The sequence below is a fragment of the Weissella muntiaci genome, assembly GCF_008107635.1.
Lineage (GTDB): Bacteria > Bacillota > Bacilli > Lactobacillales > Lactobacillaceae > Weissella > Weissella muntiaci.
In genome coordinates, this window is the sequence record NZ_SDGZ01000013.1 from 32,656 (window position 1) to 47,914 (window position 15,259).

The 15,259-nt window shown below is 42.0% G+C and carries 13 protein-coding genes and 2 riboswitches; of the genes, 4 read left to right on the forward strand and 9 right to left on the reverse strand.

The features are described from left to right. Positions 1-2: 2 nt before the first annotated feature. The 5 genes from gatA to ESZ50_RS04290 all read right to left on the reverse strand — a co-directional run bounded on the left by gatA (position 3) and on the right by ESZ50_RS04290 (position 5,014). On the reverse strand, positions 3-1,457 hold the full coding sequence (gene gatA, locus ESZ50_RS04270) for an Asp-tRNA(Asn)/Glu-tRNA(Gln) amidotransferase subunit GatA (protein ID WP_148622370.1): 1,455 nt from the start codon (positions 1,455-1,457) through the stop codon (positions 3-5). Further along, complete coding sequence (gene gatC / locus ESZ50_RS04275; RefSeq protein ID WP_148622371.1) at positions 1,457-1,768, reverse strand: Asp-tRNA(Asn)/Glu-tRNA(Gln) amidotransferase subunit GatC; 312 nt, start codon at positions 1,766-1,768, stop codon at positions 1,457-1,459. Before gatC ends, gatA begins: the two co-directional genes overlap by 1 nt. 87 nt (positions 1,769-1,855) lie before the next feature. Further along, positions 1,856-3,253, reverse strand: a complete 1,398-nt coding sequence (locus ESZ50_RS04280; RefSeq protein WP_281282880.1) for an RsmF rRNA methyltransferase first C-terminal domain-containing protein — start codon at positions 3,251-3,253, stop codon at positions 1,856-1,858. A gap of 336 nt (positions 3,254-3,589) precedes the next feature. Continuing rightward, complete coding sequence (locus ESZ50_RS04285) at positions 3,590-4,408, reverse strand: Cof-type HAD-IIB family hydrolase (RefSeq protein WP_148622373.1); 819 nt, start codon at positions 4,406-4,408, stop codon at positions 3,590-3,592. A gap of 33 nt (positions 4,409-4,441) precedes the next feature. Then, a complete protein-coding gene (locus ESZ50_RS04290; RefSeq protein ID WP_148622374.1) occupies positions 4,442-5,014 on the reverse strand; it encodes a xanthine phosphoribosyltransferase in 573 nt (190 codons plus the stop codon). Between the two features lie 120 nt (positions 5,015-5,134). After that, positions 5,135-5,229: riboswitch (purine riboswitch) on the forward strand. 51 nt (positions 5,230-5,280) lie between these two features. Here ESZ50_RS04290 and ESZ50_RS04295 point away from each other — a divergent pair. Then, positions 5,281-6,585, forward strand: a complete 1,305-nt coding sequence (locus ESZ50_RS04295; protein ID WP_148622375.1) for a nucleobase:cation symporter-2 family protein — start codon at positions 5,281-5,283, stop codon at positions 6,583-6,585. A 66-nt stretch (positions 6,586-6,651) separates the two neighbouring features. Here the strand turns inward: ESZ50_RS04295 and ESZ50_RS04300 are convergent, their stop codons facing one another. Next, positions 6,652-7,638, reverse strand: a complete 987-nt coding sequence (locus ESZ50_RS04300) for an aldo/keto reductase (protein ID WP_148622376.1) — start codon at positions 7,636-7,638, stop codon at positions 6,652-6,654. Between the two features lie 19 nt (positions 7,639-7,657). Next, positions 7,658-8,629 carry a ribose-phosphate diphosphokinase gene (locus ESZ50_RS04305; RefSeq protein ID WP_148622377.1) on the reverse strand — a complete coding sequence of 324 codons (972 nt, stop codon included), beginning with the start codon at positions 8,627-8,629 and terminating at the stop codon, positions 7,658-7,660. A gap of 159 nt (positions 8,630-8,788) precedes the next feature. Beyond that, a riboswitch (TPP riboswitch) is annotated at positions 8,789-8,877 on the forward strand. Between the two features lie 97 nt (positions 8,878-8,974). On the opposite strand from ESZ50_RS04305, the gene ESZ50_RS04310 reads away from it, so the two are divergent. From ESZ50_RS04310 to ESZ50_RS04320, 3 genes are read left to right on the forward strand one after another with little or no spacing between them, the layout of a single operon-like run. Next, positions 8,975-9,535 (forward strand): ECF transporter S component, encoded by a 561-nt coding sequence (locus tag ESZ50_RS04310; protein WP_148622378.1) that lies wholly within the window; start codon positions 8,975-8,977, stop codon positions 9,533-9,535. Continuing rightward, on the forward strand, positions 9,535-10,953 hold the full coding sequence (locus tag ESZ50_RS04315) for an ABC transporter ATP-binding protein (RefSeq protein ID WP_148622379.1): 1,419 nt from the start codon (positions 9,535-9,537) through the stop codon (positions 10,951-10,953). The genes ESZ50_RS04310 and ESZ50_RS04315 overlap by 1 nt, the downstream gene beginning before the upstream one ends. After that, a complete protein-coding gene (locus tag ESZ50_RS04320) occupies positions 10,943-11,614 on the forward strand; it encodes an energy-coupling factor transporter transmembrane component T family protein (RefSeq protein ID WP_148622380.1) in 672 nt (223 codons plus the stop codon). The genes ESZ50_RS04315 and ESZ50_RS04320 overlap by 11 nt, the downstream gene beginning before the upstream one ends. 67 nt (positions 11,615-11,681) lie before the next feature. On the opposite strand, the gene ESZ50_RS04325 is transcribed toward ESZ50_RS04320, so the two are convergent. Both ESZ50_RS04325 and ESZ50_RS04330 read right to left on the reverse strand, forming a co-directional pair. Beyond that, positions 11,682-13,511, reverse strand: coding sequence for an ABC transporter ATP-binding protein (locus tag ESZ50_RS04325; RefSeq protein ID WP_148622381.1), 1,830 nt, complete (start codon positions 13,509-13,511; stop codon positions 11,682-11,684). Then, complete coding sequence (locus ESZ50_RS04330) at positions 13,504-15,249, reverse strand: ABC transporter ATP-binding protein (RefSeq protein WP_148622382.1); 1,746 nt, start codon at positions 15,247-15,249, stop codon at positions 13,504-13,506. The genes ESZ50_RS04325 and ESZ50_RS04330 overlap by 8 nt, the downstream gene beginning before the upstream one ends. Positions 15,250-15,259 lie beyond the last annotated feature (10 nt).

Sequence of the window (15,259 nt, forward strand, 5' to 3'; positions counted from 1 at the left end):
GACTACTTACCTCCTGGAACTTGTTCAAATAAACGCGTTGCTTGCTCAAATGCATAGGCTGCACGATAAACCGTCTCCTCAGCAAAACGATTACCAATTAGTTGCATTCCAACTGGCAAACCTTTACTAAAGCCTGCATTAATTGACAATCCGGGTAATCCAGCCATGTTTACAGGAATCGTTAATACATCATTCATATAAGTGATTTCTGGATCATCTTCATTTTGTCCGAAACCATAGGCAACATTTGGCGTTGCTGGCGCAACAATCAAATCGTAATTAGCAAAAACATTCTCAAAATCACGATTCATCAATGTCCGAACCTGTGCGGCCTTCTTAAAGAAAGTCTCATAAGCACCCGCTGACAGAGAATAAGTTCCAAGCATGATTCTTTGCTTAACCTCATCACCAAATCCTTGCGTCCGTGTTTGTACATACAACTCTTCCAAACTCTTAGCATTTTCAGCTCTAAAGCCATAACGAATTCCATCAAAGCGTTGAAGGTTTGATGATGCCTCGGCAGAACCTAAAATATAATATGCGGCAACCCCATATTTAGTATGTGGCAAAGAAACCTCGTCAACCTTAGCCCCAAGAGCCTCAAGTTGTGCGATTGCTTGATGAATAATTGTCTTAACTTCTGCATTGACCCCTGCGCCAAAATACTCTTTTGGAACAGCAATTCGCAAGCCCTTAATGTCACCGTTCAAAGAACTGGTGAAGTCGGGAACAGCACGTTGTGAAGTCGTTTGATCTTGTGGATCATGACCTGCCAATGCATTCAAAACAGCAGCATTATCTTTAACAGTTCGAGTAAATTGTCCAACTTGGTCCAAAGATGATGCAAACGCAATCACGCCCCAACGAGAAACGCGACCATAAGATGGCTTCATTCCAACAATTCCATTAAAGGCTGCCGGTTGACGGATTGAACCACCCGTATCAGAGCCCAGCGCAAATGGCACTTGCCCAGCCGCCACAGTAACAGCCGAACCCGAAGATGAGCCGCCAGGTACTTTGCTTTGATCCCAAGCGTTCTTAGTTGTCTTATAGTAAGAAGTCTCACCTGTTGATCCCATCGCAAACTCATCAAGATTTGTTTTTCCAACTCCGATTGCACCAGCATGTCGTAAGTTATCAACGACGGTCGCATCAAAGACCGGCTTGAAACCCTCTAAAATATGTGAAGCGGCTGTCGTTTCAACATCTTTTGTTAGAATATTATCCTTAATTGCATAAGGAATTCCTGACAGAACATTATTAGCATCAACTCCAGCAGCATCAACAGCGGCGGCATCTTGTAATGCTTGCTCTTCCATCAAATTAATATACGCCTCAAACTTTTGATCAGAGGTCTTAATTCCTGCCAAAGTTGCTTCAGTCAGCTCAACTGCTGATACTTCTTTATTTAACAGCTTTTCATGCAAAGTTGTTAGATCGTTTTGCAAAAAATCCATTAGCCTTCGCCCCCATCATCCAAAATTGCTGGTACCTTAATTAAGGTCTCAGAACGTTCAGGTGCATTTGCCAATAGTGCATCAGCTTGCTGAGCATTGACTGCCACATCTTCGCGTAGAACTGTATCCATATCGGTTACTGAAAAAGTTGGTTCAACTCCAGTTGTATCAACTTCTCCTAATGTATTTACCATTTCAAAGATCTTTTCCAAATGGTCTGTAAACATTGCCGCATCATTATCAGTTAATGACAACTTTGCTAATTCAGCAACGTGCATAACTTCTTGGCGGGTAATCATTTCTTCTGCCATGATTTTTTCCTTTCAAAATCAGTTTAAGGTTTATTCTAGCAGAAAAATCATTCTTAAACTCTGCTAAATCCCGTTATTTAATCAAAATTAATACATATCATCCGCTAAATTATTCTGATCCGCCCGAACTTGAAAGCGCAAGCCTTTTGGATAAAAATTCTTCATCTGCCCATCAACTAACTTAGCAAAGCCAGCGCCGTTCCCGTTAATCTCTAATAAATACCAACCCTTTTGATATTGCTCGGGTTGACGCACCCAAAAGGTATCACCATGGACATATTGTGCCCACTCTTGATCATTTAAGACATACCGATTTGTAAATTCAACTGGATGAACTGCTAGTGCTAGCGCCAATGACGGTTCAAAACGGTTCTTTTTAACAGTCCCTAGGTGCAAACCTGCTCTTAAAACTTGTAGTCCTTTCAAATCAGGCGTCCCTACTGGTAATGAATAGATTTGATCACCAAAAGCATATAACTGTTCTGTTGCAAAATTTGGTAAGTTTGCCGCTTTGAACGCTTCCCAAAGTGCCTGTTGCTCCTTGGTCAGATTACTTTTGACCAACTGAGGAGCTTTACCAGTAACCTCGGCTGAAACACTCATCGCCAATTTCGTAACAAAATGCCCCTCTCCATCCAAATGATGTGGGAAAAGCCGCGCCGTTTTTGCCAACTCAGGGTTATTATCCGCCCAAGCAGGAACACCATCATCAATATTAGTAGGTTTATCAATCGTCTCAACGGTTAATTCGGGATATGTTTGAAGCAACCAGGCAATAATTTGCTCATCTTCTGCTGGTGCAAAGGTACAAGTTGAATATATCAACTCACCTCCAGGACGTAGCATCTTTATGGCCTCATGTAAAATTTCACGTTGACGCTGAGCATTCTCTTCTGGATAATGTTCATGCCAGTATTGAATGGCAGCTGGATCTTTACGAAACATTCCTTCACCTGAGCAAGGGGCGTCTAGAATAATTTTGTCAAAAAAGCTCGGGAAATGTGCGACCAATTCGGCTGGCGCATGATTGGTCACTAGCGCATTTTGAATCCCAAAACGTTCAACATTCTCACTTAATATCTGGGCGCGTTTGCGAAAAATTTCATTCGAAACAAGCAGACCTTTTTGTTGCATGAATGATGCCAAATGGGTCGTCTTCCCCCCTGGCGCTGCTGCTAAATCCAAGACCCGCTCTCCAGGTTGGGGTTGCGCAACCTCGGCTACAAACTGAGCTGAGGGCTCCTGCGAATAAATCACTCCGTTAGTGTGATCAACCGAATGACCAGCGACGCTACCAATTCGGCCCCAACTTCCCCAAGCAACCTTACCGCTCGCTTTGGTATCATAAAGTTCTGAATTAGCCTTCAAAGGATTAATTCGAAATGCCTTGATAATTGGTTTATTATATGATGCTTCGAATGCTGGATATTCATCACCCAATAGCATTTGATAACGTTCCCTGAACGCTAGCGGTAATTGCTCAATCATGCCATTTACTCCTCATAATTACATACTGTACATAATTTTACCATTCAAGCTATTTTGAAAAAAGCCTTAGTATCTTGAACAACAAAAAAGACGATTGAATCTTGAAATTCAATCGTCTTTTTTCTGATTTGAGAGCATGTTGAGCAGACTTAAACTATATGGGATACGCGCAATATGCGCATAATTTCATAAGTCTGAGAGAGAGAGAAAGAGAAATACGTCTAACTCAACAGATTTATGCTATCATGCTTGCTAATAAGGCCGCCTAATATTTTTTTGAAAATTTATCAATAATATCACAAAAAGGATTATCCATATTATTTTAATGGCACTTTACAATGCCAACACCTGCTCCAAATACTCCGCCAAACCATCTTCATCATTCGTATGCTTAGTGACATCATTGGCAATCTTTTTTAGTTGCGGATTACCATTCGCCATCACTACTCCATGACTGGCATATTCAATCATTTCAAAATCATTCATTTCATCGCCAAAGGCGTATATATCATCATGATCAATCTTGTAAACATGCCGCAAATAGTCAAGGCCGGTTGTTTTTGAAACCCCTGCTGCAGCTACCTCAACGACATGATCATCGCCCCATGTTTTTACATTAACAAATTCACTGCCATATCGACTCTGCAAGTCCGCTTGCACAAGCGCCATTTGTTTGGGATCCTCACCATGTAAAATAATTGCATTAACGTCTTCTTTAAGATTTGAACGATTCAATTCATGTAATTGACCCTGATCGCTTGGAAAGAAAGGCAAGTGTTGCACATCACGAATCCCAGTTGCCCGTGACCACGCATTAGTTTTACTTTCAGCAGCTACCATATCCACGCCCATATCTGCCGCCAAGTCAAAGATGTCAAAAGCAATTTCATGATCAACTACCTTTGAATACTCATGCTCCCATGCATAATGTGGCACATGTCCCAAACCACCGTTAAAGTTAATCATTGGTGACTTTAAGCCGATATAATCGTAAATATCCGTTGCCAACCTAGCTGGGCGTCCCGTTACAATCGAGATGATATGGCCGGCAGCCTGAGCTGCTTGCAAAGTATGTTGTGTGCGCTTAGAAACCGCTCCTTGATTGTTCAAGGTTGTAAAATCCAAGTCAATTCCAATTAGTTTTCTCTTCATCCCTGATTACCTCATTGTACTTTATACTCCGCTTTACTTCGCAAACACAACCTGACCATCCTTGAAGTCGCTGATCTTAGCTAATGATTCTAAGCGAATCCCACGCTGCTCCAAGATCTCATGACCTGGCTGGAAAGCTTTTTCGATTACAACCGCCGCTCCGACAACATTTGCCCCGGCTGCATCTGTAATTTCTAATAGACCGTTGACAGCCTGCCCATTAGCAAGGAAATCATCAACCAATAAAATCCGCTCAGCAGCGTTCAGGAATTTTTTATCAATAATAATATGATTTGTCTCTTTTTTCGTGAAAGAATACACGTCTGCAACGTAGTTTTCATCAGTCATCGTGATGGCCGCCTTCTTCTTGGCGAAAACAACTGGTACACCCAGCTCAGCAGCCGCAAAGACAGCCGGTGCAATCCCTGATGTCTCAACTGTCACAATCTTGTCAATTCGATCATGATCGAATAATCTAGCAATCTCTCGACCAATTGCCTGCATCAAAACCGGGTCAATTTGATGATTTAAAAATGAATCAACTTTCAATATATCTTCTCCAAGTACCCGACCTTCTGCAATAATCCGATTTTCTAACATCTTCATGATCGTCAACCCCCGATAAAATTGTTTTTCATAGAATAGCACAAATCTTTGCCAAAGCAAAAAAAGTTTCGTTAACCAAATTAAACTTGCAATTAAAGCTTTTTTGCGGTTATAATGCTTTAACATATTAAAATATTTTGTGATATATCTTCGGAGAATGGCCGAACGTTTCTACCCCAAACCTATTTGGGACTATCGCTTAAAACCACACATCCATTCTGTGCATTAGACTGGATGTGTGGTTTTTTATTTTTAAGGAGAACCTCGTGGACAGAGCTAACAAGCCCAATTGGGCACAGTCATTAATTCTAGGAATTCAGCACGTACTTGCTATGTATTCAGGTGGGGTCCTGGTCCCACTTCTGGTCGGAGCAGCTCTGCACTTCAATGCTCAACAAATGGCCTATTTAATTTCTGCTGATATTTTTATGACCGGAATCGGTACCTTACTCCAGCTTAAGGCAACTCGGATCACTGGAATTGCCATGCCCGTTGTTTTAGGCTCCGCAATCCAAACCGTTTCGCCTTTGATTAACATTGGTTCAACCTTGGGTATTGGTGCGATGTACGGTGCAACAATTGCAGCCGGTATTTTCGTATTCTTAATTGCCGGTTTGTTTGCACATTTGCGTGATTTCTTTCCACCAGTCGTAACCGGATCTTTGATTACAATCATTGGATTTGCTCTGATTCCTGTTGGTATTCAGAATCTCGGTGGTGGTGATTTAACTGCAAAGGATTTCGGATCAGCCAGCAATCTACTAATTGGACTATTTACGATGGTCGTTATTATTATCATCACAATGCTTGCTAAAGGATTTTTAAAGTCAATCGCCATATTGCTCGGAATTATTCTAGGAACTATCTTTGCCACAATCCTGGGGGTTGTTTCCTTTAACTCAGTCGGACAAGCCGGTTGGTTCCACTTGCCAACTCCATTTTATCTGGGGATGCCGACTTTCCACAGTTCGGCAATTATCACCATGATCGTTGTGGCGTTAACTTCAATGATTGAGTCGACTGGTGTCTACTTTGCCCTAGCCGATTTAACTGGTCGTGAGTTGAGTCAAGATGATTTGGCGCGTGGTTATCGTTCTGAAGGCTTAGCCGTAATTCTATCCGGAATCTTCAATACTTTCCCCTATTCAACTTTTTCACAAAACGTTGGCGTTGTGCGTCTCTCAAAGGTTACCTCAAAACGCCCAATTTATTACGCCTCCACTCTTTTGTTGCTAATTGGCCTAATTCCAAAATTCGGCGCTCTAGTGACAGTCATTCCAAGTTCCGTTCTAGGAGCAGCGATGTTAATCCTCTTTGGCACAATTGGTGTCCAAGGAATCAGTATTTTGAAAACCGTCGACTTAAACAGTGAACGAAACTTATTAATTGTTGCATTATCTGTTGGTAGTGGGATTGGGGTTACGGTCTATCCTCAAATCTTCCAATACCTCCCCGACGCTGTTAAGCTAGTCGTAACGAATGCAGTTGTTGTAACTTCAATTTTGGCGGTACTATTGAATATTATTCTTCCTAAACCAAAGAATTTAGCAAACGCAATCGCTGAAGGATAAATCATCATTATTATAGTAGAAAGAAACGGTCAACCAAATAATCTGGTTGACCGTTTCTTTTTTAGCTTATTTTAAAATCGCATCAATTTGGCCAAGTTCACTTTCACTAAAATCCATGTTTGAGGTGAATTTAATGTTATCAAGCAAATGATCAATCGATGTTGCACCAGTTACAATTGAAGCAACGCGATCATCTCTAAGCAACCAAGCCATTGCCATTTGGTTCAGGCTTTGACCACGTTCAGCTGCCAGATCATTTAACCGATTCAACTTCATTACTGAGCCACTTAAATCATCCTTGATAAAATCGTTCGTGCGATGCACCGCCATATCACTAGGAATACCACCAAGATAACGATCAGTCAGCAAGCCTTCTGCAAGCGGCCCGTATGCAACTAGCCCCGCATGATGTGCTCCAAGTGTATCCAACAGGCCAGTCGTCTCAGCCTCACGATTCAGCATGTTATATGAAACCTGATTACCGATAAATGGTGTATGCAGTTCCTCAAAGATCTCAGCAATCGCCGCTGTTTGCTCAGTCGTATAATTCGAAACTCCTACATACAAAGCCTTACCTTGACGGACCAACAAATCCAACGCCTCAGCTGTTTCGCGTAAGTTTGTATTTGGATCCCAACGATGCGCATAGAAAATATCAACATAATCCAAATGCATTCTTTGCAATGAGAGTTCCAAGGCCGCAACAAGGGTCTTCTTTCCAGAAAATTCACCTAGCGGTCCAGGCCACATATGGTAACCAGCCTTAGTTGTAATCACTAGTTCATTACGATAAGGATGTAAATCTTTTTGATAAACTGCCCCAAAAGTCTCCTCAGCTGTACCATTAGATGGTCCATAATTCGACGCATTATCAAAAGAAAAGATCCCATTATCAAAGGCTTTTAACATCACTTCCCGTGAGTTTGCCAGTGGGCGTTCATCACCCAACCCGCGCCACAAACCAAATGACACGGCTGGTAAAATCATTCCGGTGTCTGCTACCCGCCGATAAGGCATCTTTTCGTAACGTTGTTCATCCGCTGCATAAACCATATTAGCATCCCTCCAAGTTTTAGATATTCACATCTGGACGACGGGGGCTCTTGAATAGCCCCTCAATTGGTGTATTGTCATGAATCCTTTGAATTGCCTCGGCAATCAATGGTGCCACTGTCAAACGCGTGAGCTTGGCAAAATTTTTATCAGCCGGCCAATCCAATGAATTAGTGGTTACAATCGTTGAAATGCAATCATCCGCCGCCAAACGTTGCGCCGCATCATCTGACATAACTGCATGCGTTGCCACACCGATAACATCTGTAGCACCAGCAAAACGTAATGCTTTCGCTGAAATCTGCATTCTCCGACCTGTATCAATAATATCATCAATGATGATTGCACGCTTACCACGCACATCGCCAACAATTGTATCTGGCCCCTCTGGATTCTCAATCGCTGCACGATCGTTAATCACGCCCCAAGGCGCATCAAGTAATTCAGCAAATTTACGTGCACGTCCTGCTCCAGTATGATCAGCAGATACAACCACAATATCATCAACAATTTTTCGTTGGAAGAAATAATCTGCCAAAAGTGGCGCAGCTTGCAAATGGTCCACTGGAATGTCAAAGAATCCTTGAATCTGAGCGGCATGTAAATCTAATGCCACTACTCGATCAACATCATTCATCTCTAGCATTGAAGCAATCAACTTAGCCGTAATTGGCTCACGTGAACGAGCCTTTCGATCCTGACGGGCATAACCATAATAAGGCAATACTACATTAACCGTTTTGGCCGATGACCGTCGCAAGGCATCTGCCAAAATCATAATTTCCATAAATGAATCGTTGATTGACTCGGCAATTGGAGCAATGATGTAAGTATCGTCACCCCGGACTGATTCCAATACTCGTTCGTATATCTCACCATCGGCAAACCGCTGAATCTCAATCGGCGTCAATGGCAAGTCAAGATATTCAGCAATTTCTTCGGCTAGGCTATGATTAGCCGTCAATCCGAACAACTTAATTTCTGACTCCATGGGATCCTCCAATTTTTTTACTATCTATATTCTACCGTAAAACACCAACCTTCGGAAACTTTTATCACGTTAATCGTCAAATACCTTCAGTTGGTCTGAACAAACTCTTTGCTAGTGACTTGCATATCGGCATTGTGTCCCCTATACTGTTGGTAACGAATATGTGAGCTGGGGTGCCAAATGGCTGAGATTTACCCATTGAACCTGATCTAGTTAACGCTAGCGTAGGGAGCTTGGATTCTATTACTAAGCATGTAATGAACCCACAAAAGACCAGCGATCCGGTTTTTTGTGGGTTCTTTTCTGCCCTCCACAATTCGCAAAACATTTTAGGAGGTTTGCATCATGCAAACAGTTAAGCAAAACAAAGGTCGCTGGACCTTACGACAAGTCATTTTTTTAGCCATCATTGCGATCTTCTTTGGGATTATTTATGAAGTATGGTCTTTTGCCTATTACGCTCTAGCAGCAACCCCACTTAAAGCAGTCGCAAATGACGCCACTTTAGGTGTTTGGCTCATGGCTGGACCAGTCGCAGGAGTGCTACTTAAACGAGCCGGTGCAACAACGCTGGGCGAGTTACTTGCCGCAACAGTCGAGATGCTACTGTTTTCCAGTTGGGGTGTTTCAACCCTAATTTCCGGCTTCATTCAAGGCTTTGCTTCCGAACTTGGTTTTGCATTTACTGGTTATAAAAATTGGCGGCGTCTCGGCTTAACTCTGTCAGTTATTACCAGTACTATCATTACCTTTGCCTATGATCTCTTTGCTTCTGGGTACAGCCAATACTCTTTGAGCCTATTAGCGACTCTATTAATCGTTCGCTTCTTATCAATTGCCTTTTTTGCCGGCATATTAGTGTATTGGATCGAGTTGTTAGTTGAAAAATCAGGATTATTAAAATAATGACTGCAATTACCGTATCAAATTTATCATTTCGTTACCAAAACAGTGGTCCAAATATTATCGAGAATATTAATTTCACACCCGAACCAGCAAGCTTCAATTTATTGGCAGGTTCATCTGGTAGTGGTAAATCGACGCTATTAAAAATAATGGCCGGTCTATATCCACAATTTGGCGGCACGATTACTGCTGGGCAAGTTCTGTTAAACGGTCAGGAGATTGGCCCGATTGTGCCATTTGAACGAGCCCAGCGGATCGCCCTTTTATTTCAAAATCCAGATCGACAGTTTGCAATGCGCACAGCTTGGGAGCAACTAATTTTCAGCTTAGAAAACCTGCAACTCTCCCCAGAACTTATCACACAAAGAGCAACGGATGCTTTGCAAAAATTCGATCTATGGGAGCTCCGCAATCAATCTTTGCAAACCTTATCAGGTGGTGAACAGCAACGAGTTGCACTCGCCAACATCTTGGCGCTCGATAGCGACATCATCTTATTAGATGAACCGTTTGCCAATGTCGATCCAACTGGGCGTCAAACTATTTTAAGCCAACTTAAACTCTTACAAATTGAACATGGTAAAACCATCATTATTTCTGATCATGATTTACATGATTATATCGATTTAGCGGATGCCGTTTTCACTTTAGAACAGCAACATTTGACACGCCAGCCTCTCGGAATTTTAACTGATCTGCCAAGTGATACCCTCATTTGGCACGCCCAAAATAAGCTACCAGAATCAGGGCAGTTAGCTTGGCACAATTTAACAATTGAGGTCGGTTCACGACGCTTACTTAATCAACAGAGCTGGCAACTTCCTGAAAATCAGTTAGGGTTACTCTCTGGGCCGAATGGGATCGGAAAATCAACTTTTTTCAAGGCACTTGCGCATCTCCAACCTTACCAAGGCCAAATCACCTTTGCTGAACAGGTTAGTGAGAAAATCAAGCTCAAGAATTGGACTTCTAAAGTTGCTTGGGTAATGCAAAATGCCCGTGATCAGTTTATTACTTTAACTGTTAGCGACGAGCTTGCTATTTCGAGTCGACATTCTGCCAACCCAGCATATTGGACAACTACGGTTATTGAACAAGCTATTCAGGATTTGAATCTAACAGCTGTCTTAGAGCAATCAGTTTATCAACTTTCGGGTGGCCAGCAAAAAAAGTTGCAAACATTAAGCATGCTCATCATGGCACCTCAGGTTCTTTTAATTGACGAGCCGCTTGCCGGATTAGACTACCAATCGAGCCAAGTTCTTCTCAGCCTCATTCAACGAGTGGTTCATGATTTGAACTTATCTGCCCTAATGATTTCGCATCAGCGAACTGGACTACAACCTTACCTTGATTACGAGTTGCGACTCGATCATGAGCAAATTGTAGATTTACGAGGTCTGAGCCATGAATCTTAAAATCAATCCAACAGTGTTACTAGTGACCATTTTAAGCCTAGGGATTTTACTCACCTTTACACGTTCCGTTTGGCTAAATCTCGCCATGATTATCGGAGCCAGTTTATATTTGGTGTTTAATCGACCTGCGTTTAAAAAGATCTTGCTGATCGGATTATTTGTCCTACCACTCGCCTTTGGAACATGGTGGTCTTTTATTGTCTACGGAACTGGTGATACTTGGCATAATGCCTGGATCTTTTCAACTAGGATCTATGCCTATGTGTGGTTAGGGATTGCGTTAACCTTCACCAATTCAGTTGATGAATTACTTTTCTCACTCGTTCAAAATATCCGCCTATCAGCAACTTTTGCTTACGGAATTTTAGCGGCCTTTAACTTATTAAATAAAATTCGGCGCCAAGTCAAAATTATTCGCTACGCAGGTCAGGTTCGCGGTATCACTTATCATTTCTGGCAACCCCAACTATATTTCAAGGCAATCATCGTCGCATTGACCTGGTCAGGTGATTTGGCAGAGGCAATGACATCACATGGCTTTTCAGAAGGTTTTTCACGCAGTCATTATCAAACGATTCCGCTACCACTTTGGCAATGGTTAATCCCGATTGGTGTCTTAGCGCTTAGTTTAAGCTTCCTCGTGATTTGTCAGCCTTGGTGATTTAAACCAAATAAAAACCAGCTTGGTGTAGGACATTCTGCCTATCAAGCTGGTTTTTTAGTTGACTCTATTCAATTAGAGTATCAAATTGTGAATTATAGAGTTCTGCATAGCGCCCATTGGCTTTCAGTAATTCATTATGCTTACCGGACTCTACAATTGATCCATGATCCATCACCAAAATCTGATCAGCATTCCGAATCGTTGATAATCGGTGTGCAACCACAAAGCTTGTTCGACCATGTAACAAACGTCCCATTGCAGCCTGAATCAATTGCTCGGTCATTGTATCAACCGAACTGGTTGCTTCATCTAAAATCAAGATTTCAGGATTCGCAATGAAGGCCCGCGCAATTGTTAACAATTGTCGCTGCCCTTGTGAAATATTGCTACCTTCCTCGTTCAATAGTGTCTGATAACCAGCTGGCAAACTCATAATGAATTCATCAGCATAGGCCATTTTAGCCGCTGCAATAACTTCTGCCTCGCTGGCTTCTAAGTTACCATAACGAATATTCTCTAAAATGGTCCCTGCAAAAAGCCATGATTCCTGCAATACCATCGCAAAATGTGATCTTAATTGTGTCCTAGTTAACTTACGTGTATCTTGTCCCTTCAGACGAATCACGCCGGACGTCGGATCATAAAATCGTTCTAGCAAATTAATAATTGTTGATTTACCTGCACCAGTTGGACCAACAATCGCGATCATTTCACCAGTTTGCACCTGCATCGAATAATCTGTCATCAATGGTTGATCGGCTTGATAGTTGAATGCTACATGATCAAAACTAATCATCGTTTGTGTATCAATATCATCAGCCGCTGATACTGTCTGCATTTCCGTTTCATCAAAAACTTGAAAAATCCGTTCAGCCGACGCAACGGTCGCCTGAATTGTATTAATCAAGTTTGCCATTTGCGTAATTGGTTGCGAGAACTGATTTGTATACTGCAACATCGCCTGAACATCACCTAAATTGGCACTGCCTGTGGCAACTTTTATCCCACCAATCACAGCCATTGCCAAATAATCTAAATTATTTAAAAATCGCATTGAAGGGAAAATCAAGGTCGAAATAAATTGTGCACGCCAAGCGGATTGATAAAATTGCTCATTTTGCTCTTCAAATTTTTCAATTACCTGTGCCTCTTGATTGAACGTCTTTACAACCGTATGGCCACCAAAAGTCTCTTCAACTTGATTATTCAATTCACCCAAAGTTGCCTGTTGCCGCCGGAAAAGCTTTTGGGACAAGGGCGCAACAATTCGAACAAGTATCAAGGACAAAGGGACTGTCACAAACGCAACCAGTGACAAGACAACATTGATTGACAACATAAAGTAAATTACACCCACAAAGGTCAAGGTTGATGTAACTAATTGAATCAATGATGAGCTCAACGAACCAGCGATATTATCCATATCATTTACCATCCGTGACATGATATCCCCATTATTGTGACTATCAAAATAACTAATTGGTAAGCGGGCCAATTTGCTTTTAAATTCTTTACGTAACGCATAGACCGTCTTTTGCGCAACTCGCGTCATAATCCACTGCTGGCTGATTGAAAAGACGAAGGCGATTAGATAAATTACTCCAACCATCATTAAAATATTAGCCAATTGACCATAGTTAATGCTGATCTTTCCGCCATGCACAGTTGCTTTAACGCCATCAAAGATCACATTAGTCGCCGCACCGAGCATCTTGGGCGCCCGAACCGACAGAATCACTGAAATAGCCGCAATTAAAATTGAAAAGATGACTCCCAATCGATCGCTTCGTAAATAGCGAAATAAACGTATCACCGTTGTCCAAAAATGGGTCGCCTTATCTGGCGTCCGACCAAGTCCGTTACGATTGCCACGTCCACTTGTATAATTACGCATTGAGTCCCACCTCCTCTAGATCAGCTTCCGAAAGTTGGCTTTGCATAATTGTGCGATAAGCCTGATTATCTTTCATCAGTTCGCGATGTGAACCGAGTCCAACAACCATACCATGTTCTAAAATCAAAATTTGATCAGCATCCATTACTGTTGCAACCCGCTGAGCCACGATAACTTTGATTGCAGATTTCAAGCGTGATTCCTGCTTAATCGACTGCCGGAGCAGTGCATCTGTCTTAAAGTCCAAGGCTGAGAATGAATCGTCAAAAATATAAACTGCGGCATCTTTAATCAACGTTCTGGCAATTGCAATTCTTTGTCGTTGACCGCCGGAGAAATTGACCCCGTCCTGTTCGACATTCATATCTAGCCCACCTTGCTCACGAACGAAGTCTGCTGCTTGAGCAATTGTTAACGCATCCCAAATCATTTGATCAGTCGCCTCAGGGCGACCGAAAAGCATGTTTGATCGAACTGTTCCAGAAAAAAGAACTGCGCTCTGTTGCGTAATTGCCACAAGATCATGTACCTCTGCCTGTCGCAATTGTTTAACATTTGTACCGTTTAAAATAACCGAACCAATTGTTGGATCAATCAAACGCGGAATTAAGTTGATTAATGTCGACTTACCAGCTCCGGTGCCCCCAATAATTGCTAAGGTTTGCCCACTGGTTACATGCAAATTGATTGAATCTAATGCAGGACGCTTTGCTTCAGCAAATTGATAAGTCACATTATTAAAGTCCAAGCTAACCTCGGCTGTCGTCAACTCTTCAGCCACTGCTGGATCGGTAATCTGATCCGTGGTATTAAGAATTTCACTAACCCGCCCCGCCGAAGCCTGCGCCCTTGGGATCATTACCATTACCATTGAAAGTTGCATAAAACTCATCAAAATTTGAGTTGCATATGTTAAAAATGCAACCAAATTACCGACAGGCATCATTTGTGCACCAATCAGCTTCGCTCCGAACCAAACAATTCCAATATTAGTAAACGATAAAATCACCGTCATAATTGGCAGGAGCATTGCAACTGTTGTAAAAACCACTTGCGCATTATGCGTCAAATCACGATTGGCATCATCAAATTTCGTAATCTCATAATCATCACGATTAAAAGCACGAATCACCCGAACACCTGTCAATCCCTGTTGAAAGAGTAAGTTAATTCGATCAACTTTCTCCTGCATAACCTTGAAACGTGGGATTGAGATACGCATGTTAATAAGCGTCACAACTGCTAAAATTGGCAAAGCAATTGCAAATACCAAGGTTAACCGTCCATCCAGACGCCAAGCCATAATGAACGCGCCAATGAAAAGCAAAGGTGACATCATCATCATTCGTAACGCGGTTTGAAAAACATTCTGCAACTGTGTAACATCATTAGTCGTTCGCGTAATCAAGGTTGCGTTTCCAAATTTTGCGACGTTATCAGTATCCATATAGGACACCTTATTGAAGAGTGCCTGTCGTAGGCGCATCCCCAGTCTTTGGCTCTGGCTTGAAGCGAAGTATACGTTTAAAATTGCCCCCAACCAACCGGTAATTGCAATTGCCAACATGATCCCACCCATTTGCCAAATATATGGGAGATTCTCTTTTGCAATTCCCTCATTAATGATTTTTGCCGTCAAAGTCGGTAGCGATAAATCGGCCACCACCTGCACTAACAAGAAAAACATTGCAAACAAAACTGGTCCTAATTGCAAATATTTACGTCCAATTTTAATCATCTAAAGACTG

Coding starts and splice junctions, on each gene's coding strand:
- ESZ50_RS04320 (WP_148622380.1), top strand. CDS start 10,943: ATGAATCTTAAAATCAATCCAACAGTGTTACTAGTGACCATTTTAAGC.
- ESZ50_RS04330 (WP_148622382.1), bottom strand. CDS start 15,249: ATGATTAAAATTGGACGTAAATATTTGCAATTAGGACCAGTTTTGTTT.
- ESZ50_RS04285 (WP_148622373.1), bottom strand. CDS start 4,408: ATGAAGAGAAAACTAATTGGAATTGACTTGGATTTTACAACCTTGAAC.
- ESZ50_RS04305 (WP_148622377.1), bottom strand. CDS start 8,629: ATGGAGTCAGAAATTAAGTTGTTCGGATTGACGGCTAATCATAGCCTA.
- ESZ50_RS04315 (WP_148622379.1), top strand. CDS start 9,535: ATGACTGCAATTACCGTATCAAATTTATCATTTCGTTACCAAAACAGT.
- ESZ50_RS04290 (WP_148622374.1), bottom strand. CDS start 5,014: ATGAAGATGTTAGAAAATCGGATTATTGCAGAAGGTCGGGTACTTGGA.
- gatC (WP_148622371.1), bottom strand. CDS start 1,768: ATGGCAGAAGAAATGATTACCCGCCAAGAAGTTATGCACGTTGCTGAA.
- gatA (WP_148622370.1), bottom strand. CDS start 1,457: ATGGATTTTTTGCAAAACGATCTAACAACTTTGCATGAAAAGCTGTTA.
- ESZ50_RS04310 (WP_148622378.1), top strand. CDS start 8,975: ATGCAAACAGTTAAGCAAAACAAAGGTCGCTGGACCTTACGACAAGTC.
- ESZ50_RS04325 (WP_148622381.1), bottom strand. CDS start 13,511: ATGCGTAATTATACAAGTGGACGTGGCAATCGTAACGGACTTGGTCGG.
- ESZ50_RS04300 (WP_148622376.1), bottom strand. CDS start 7,638: ATGGTTTATGCAGCGGATGAACAACGTTACGAAAAGATGCCTTATCGG.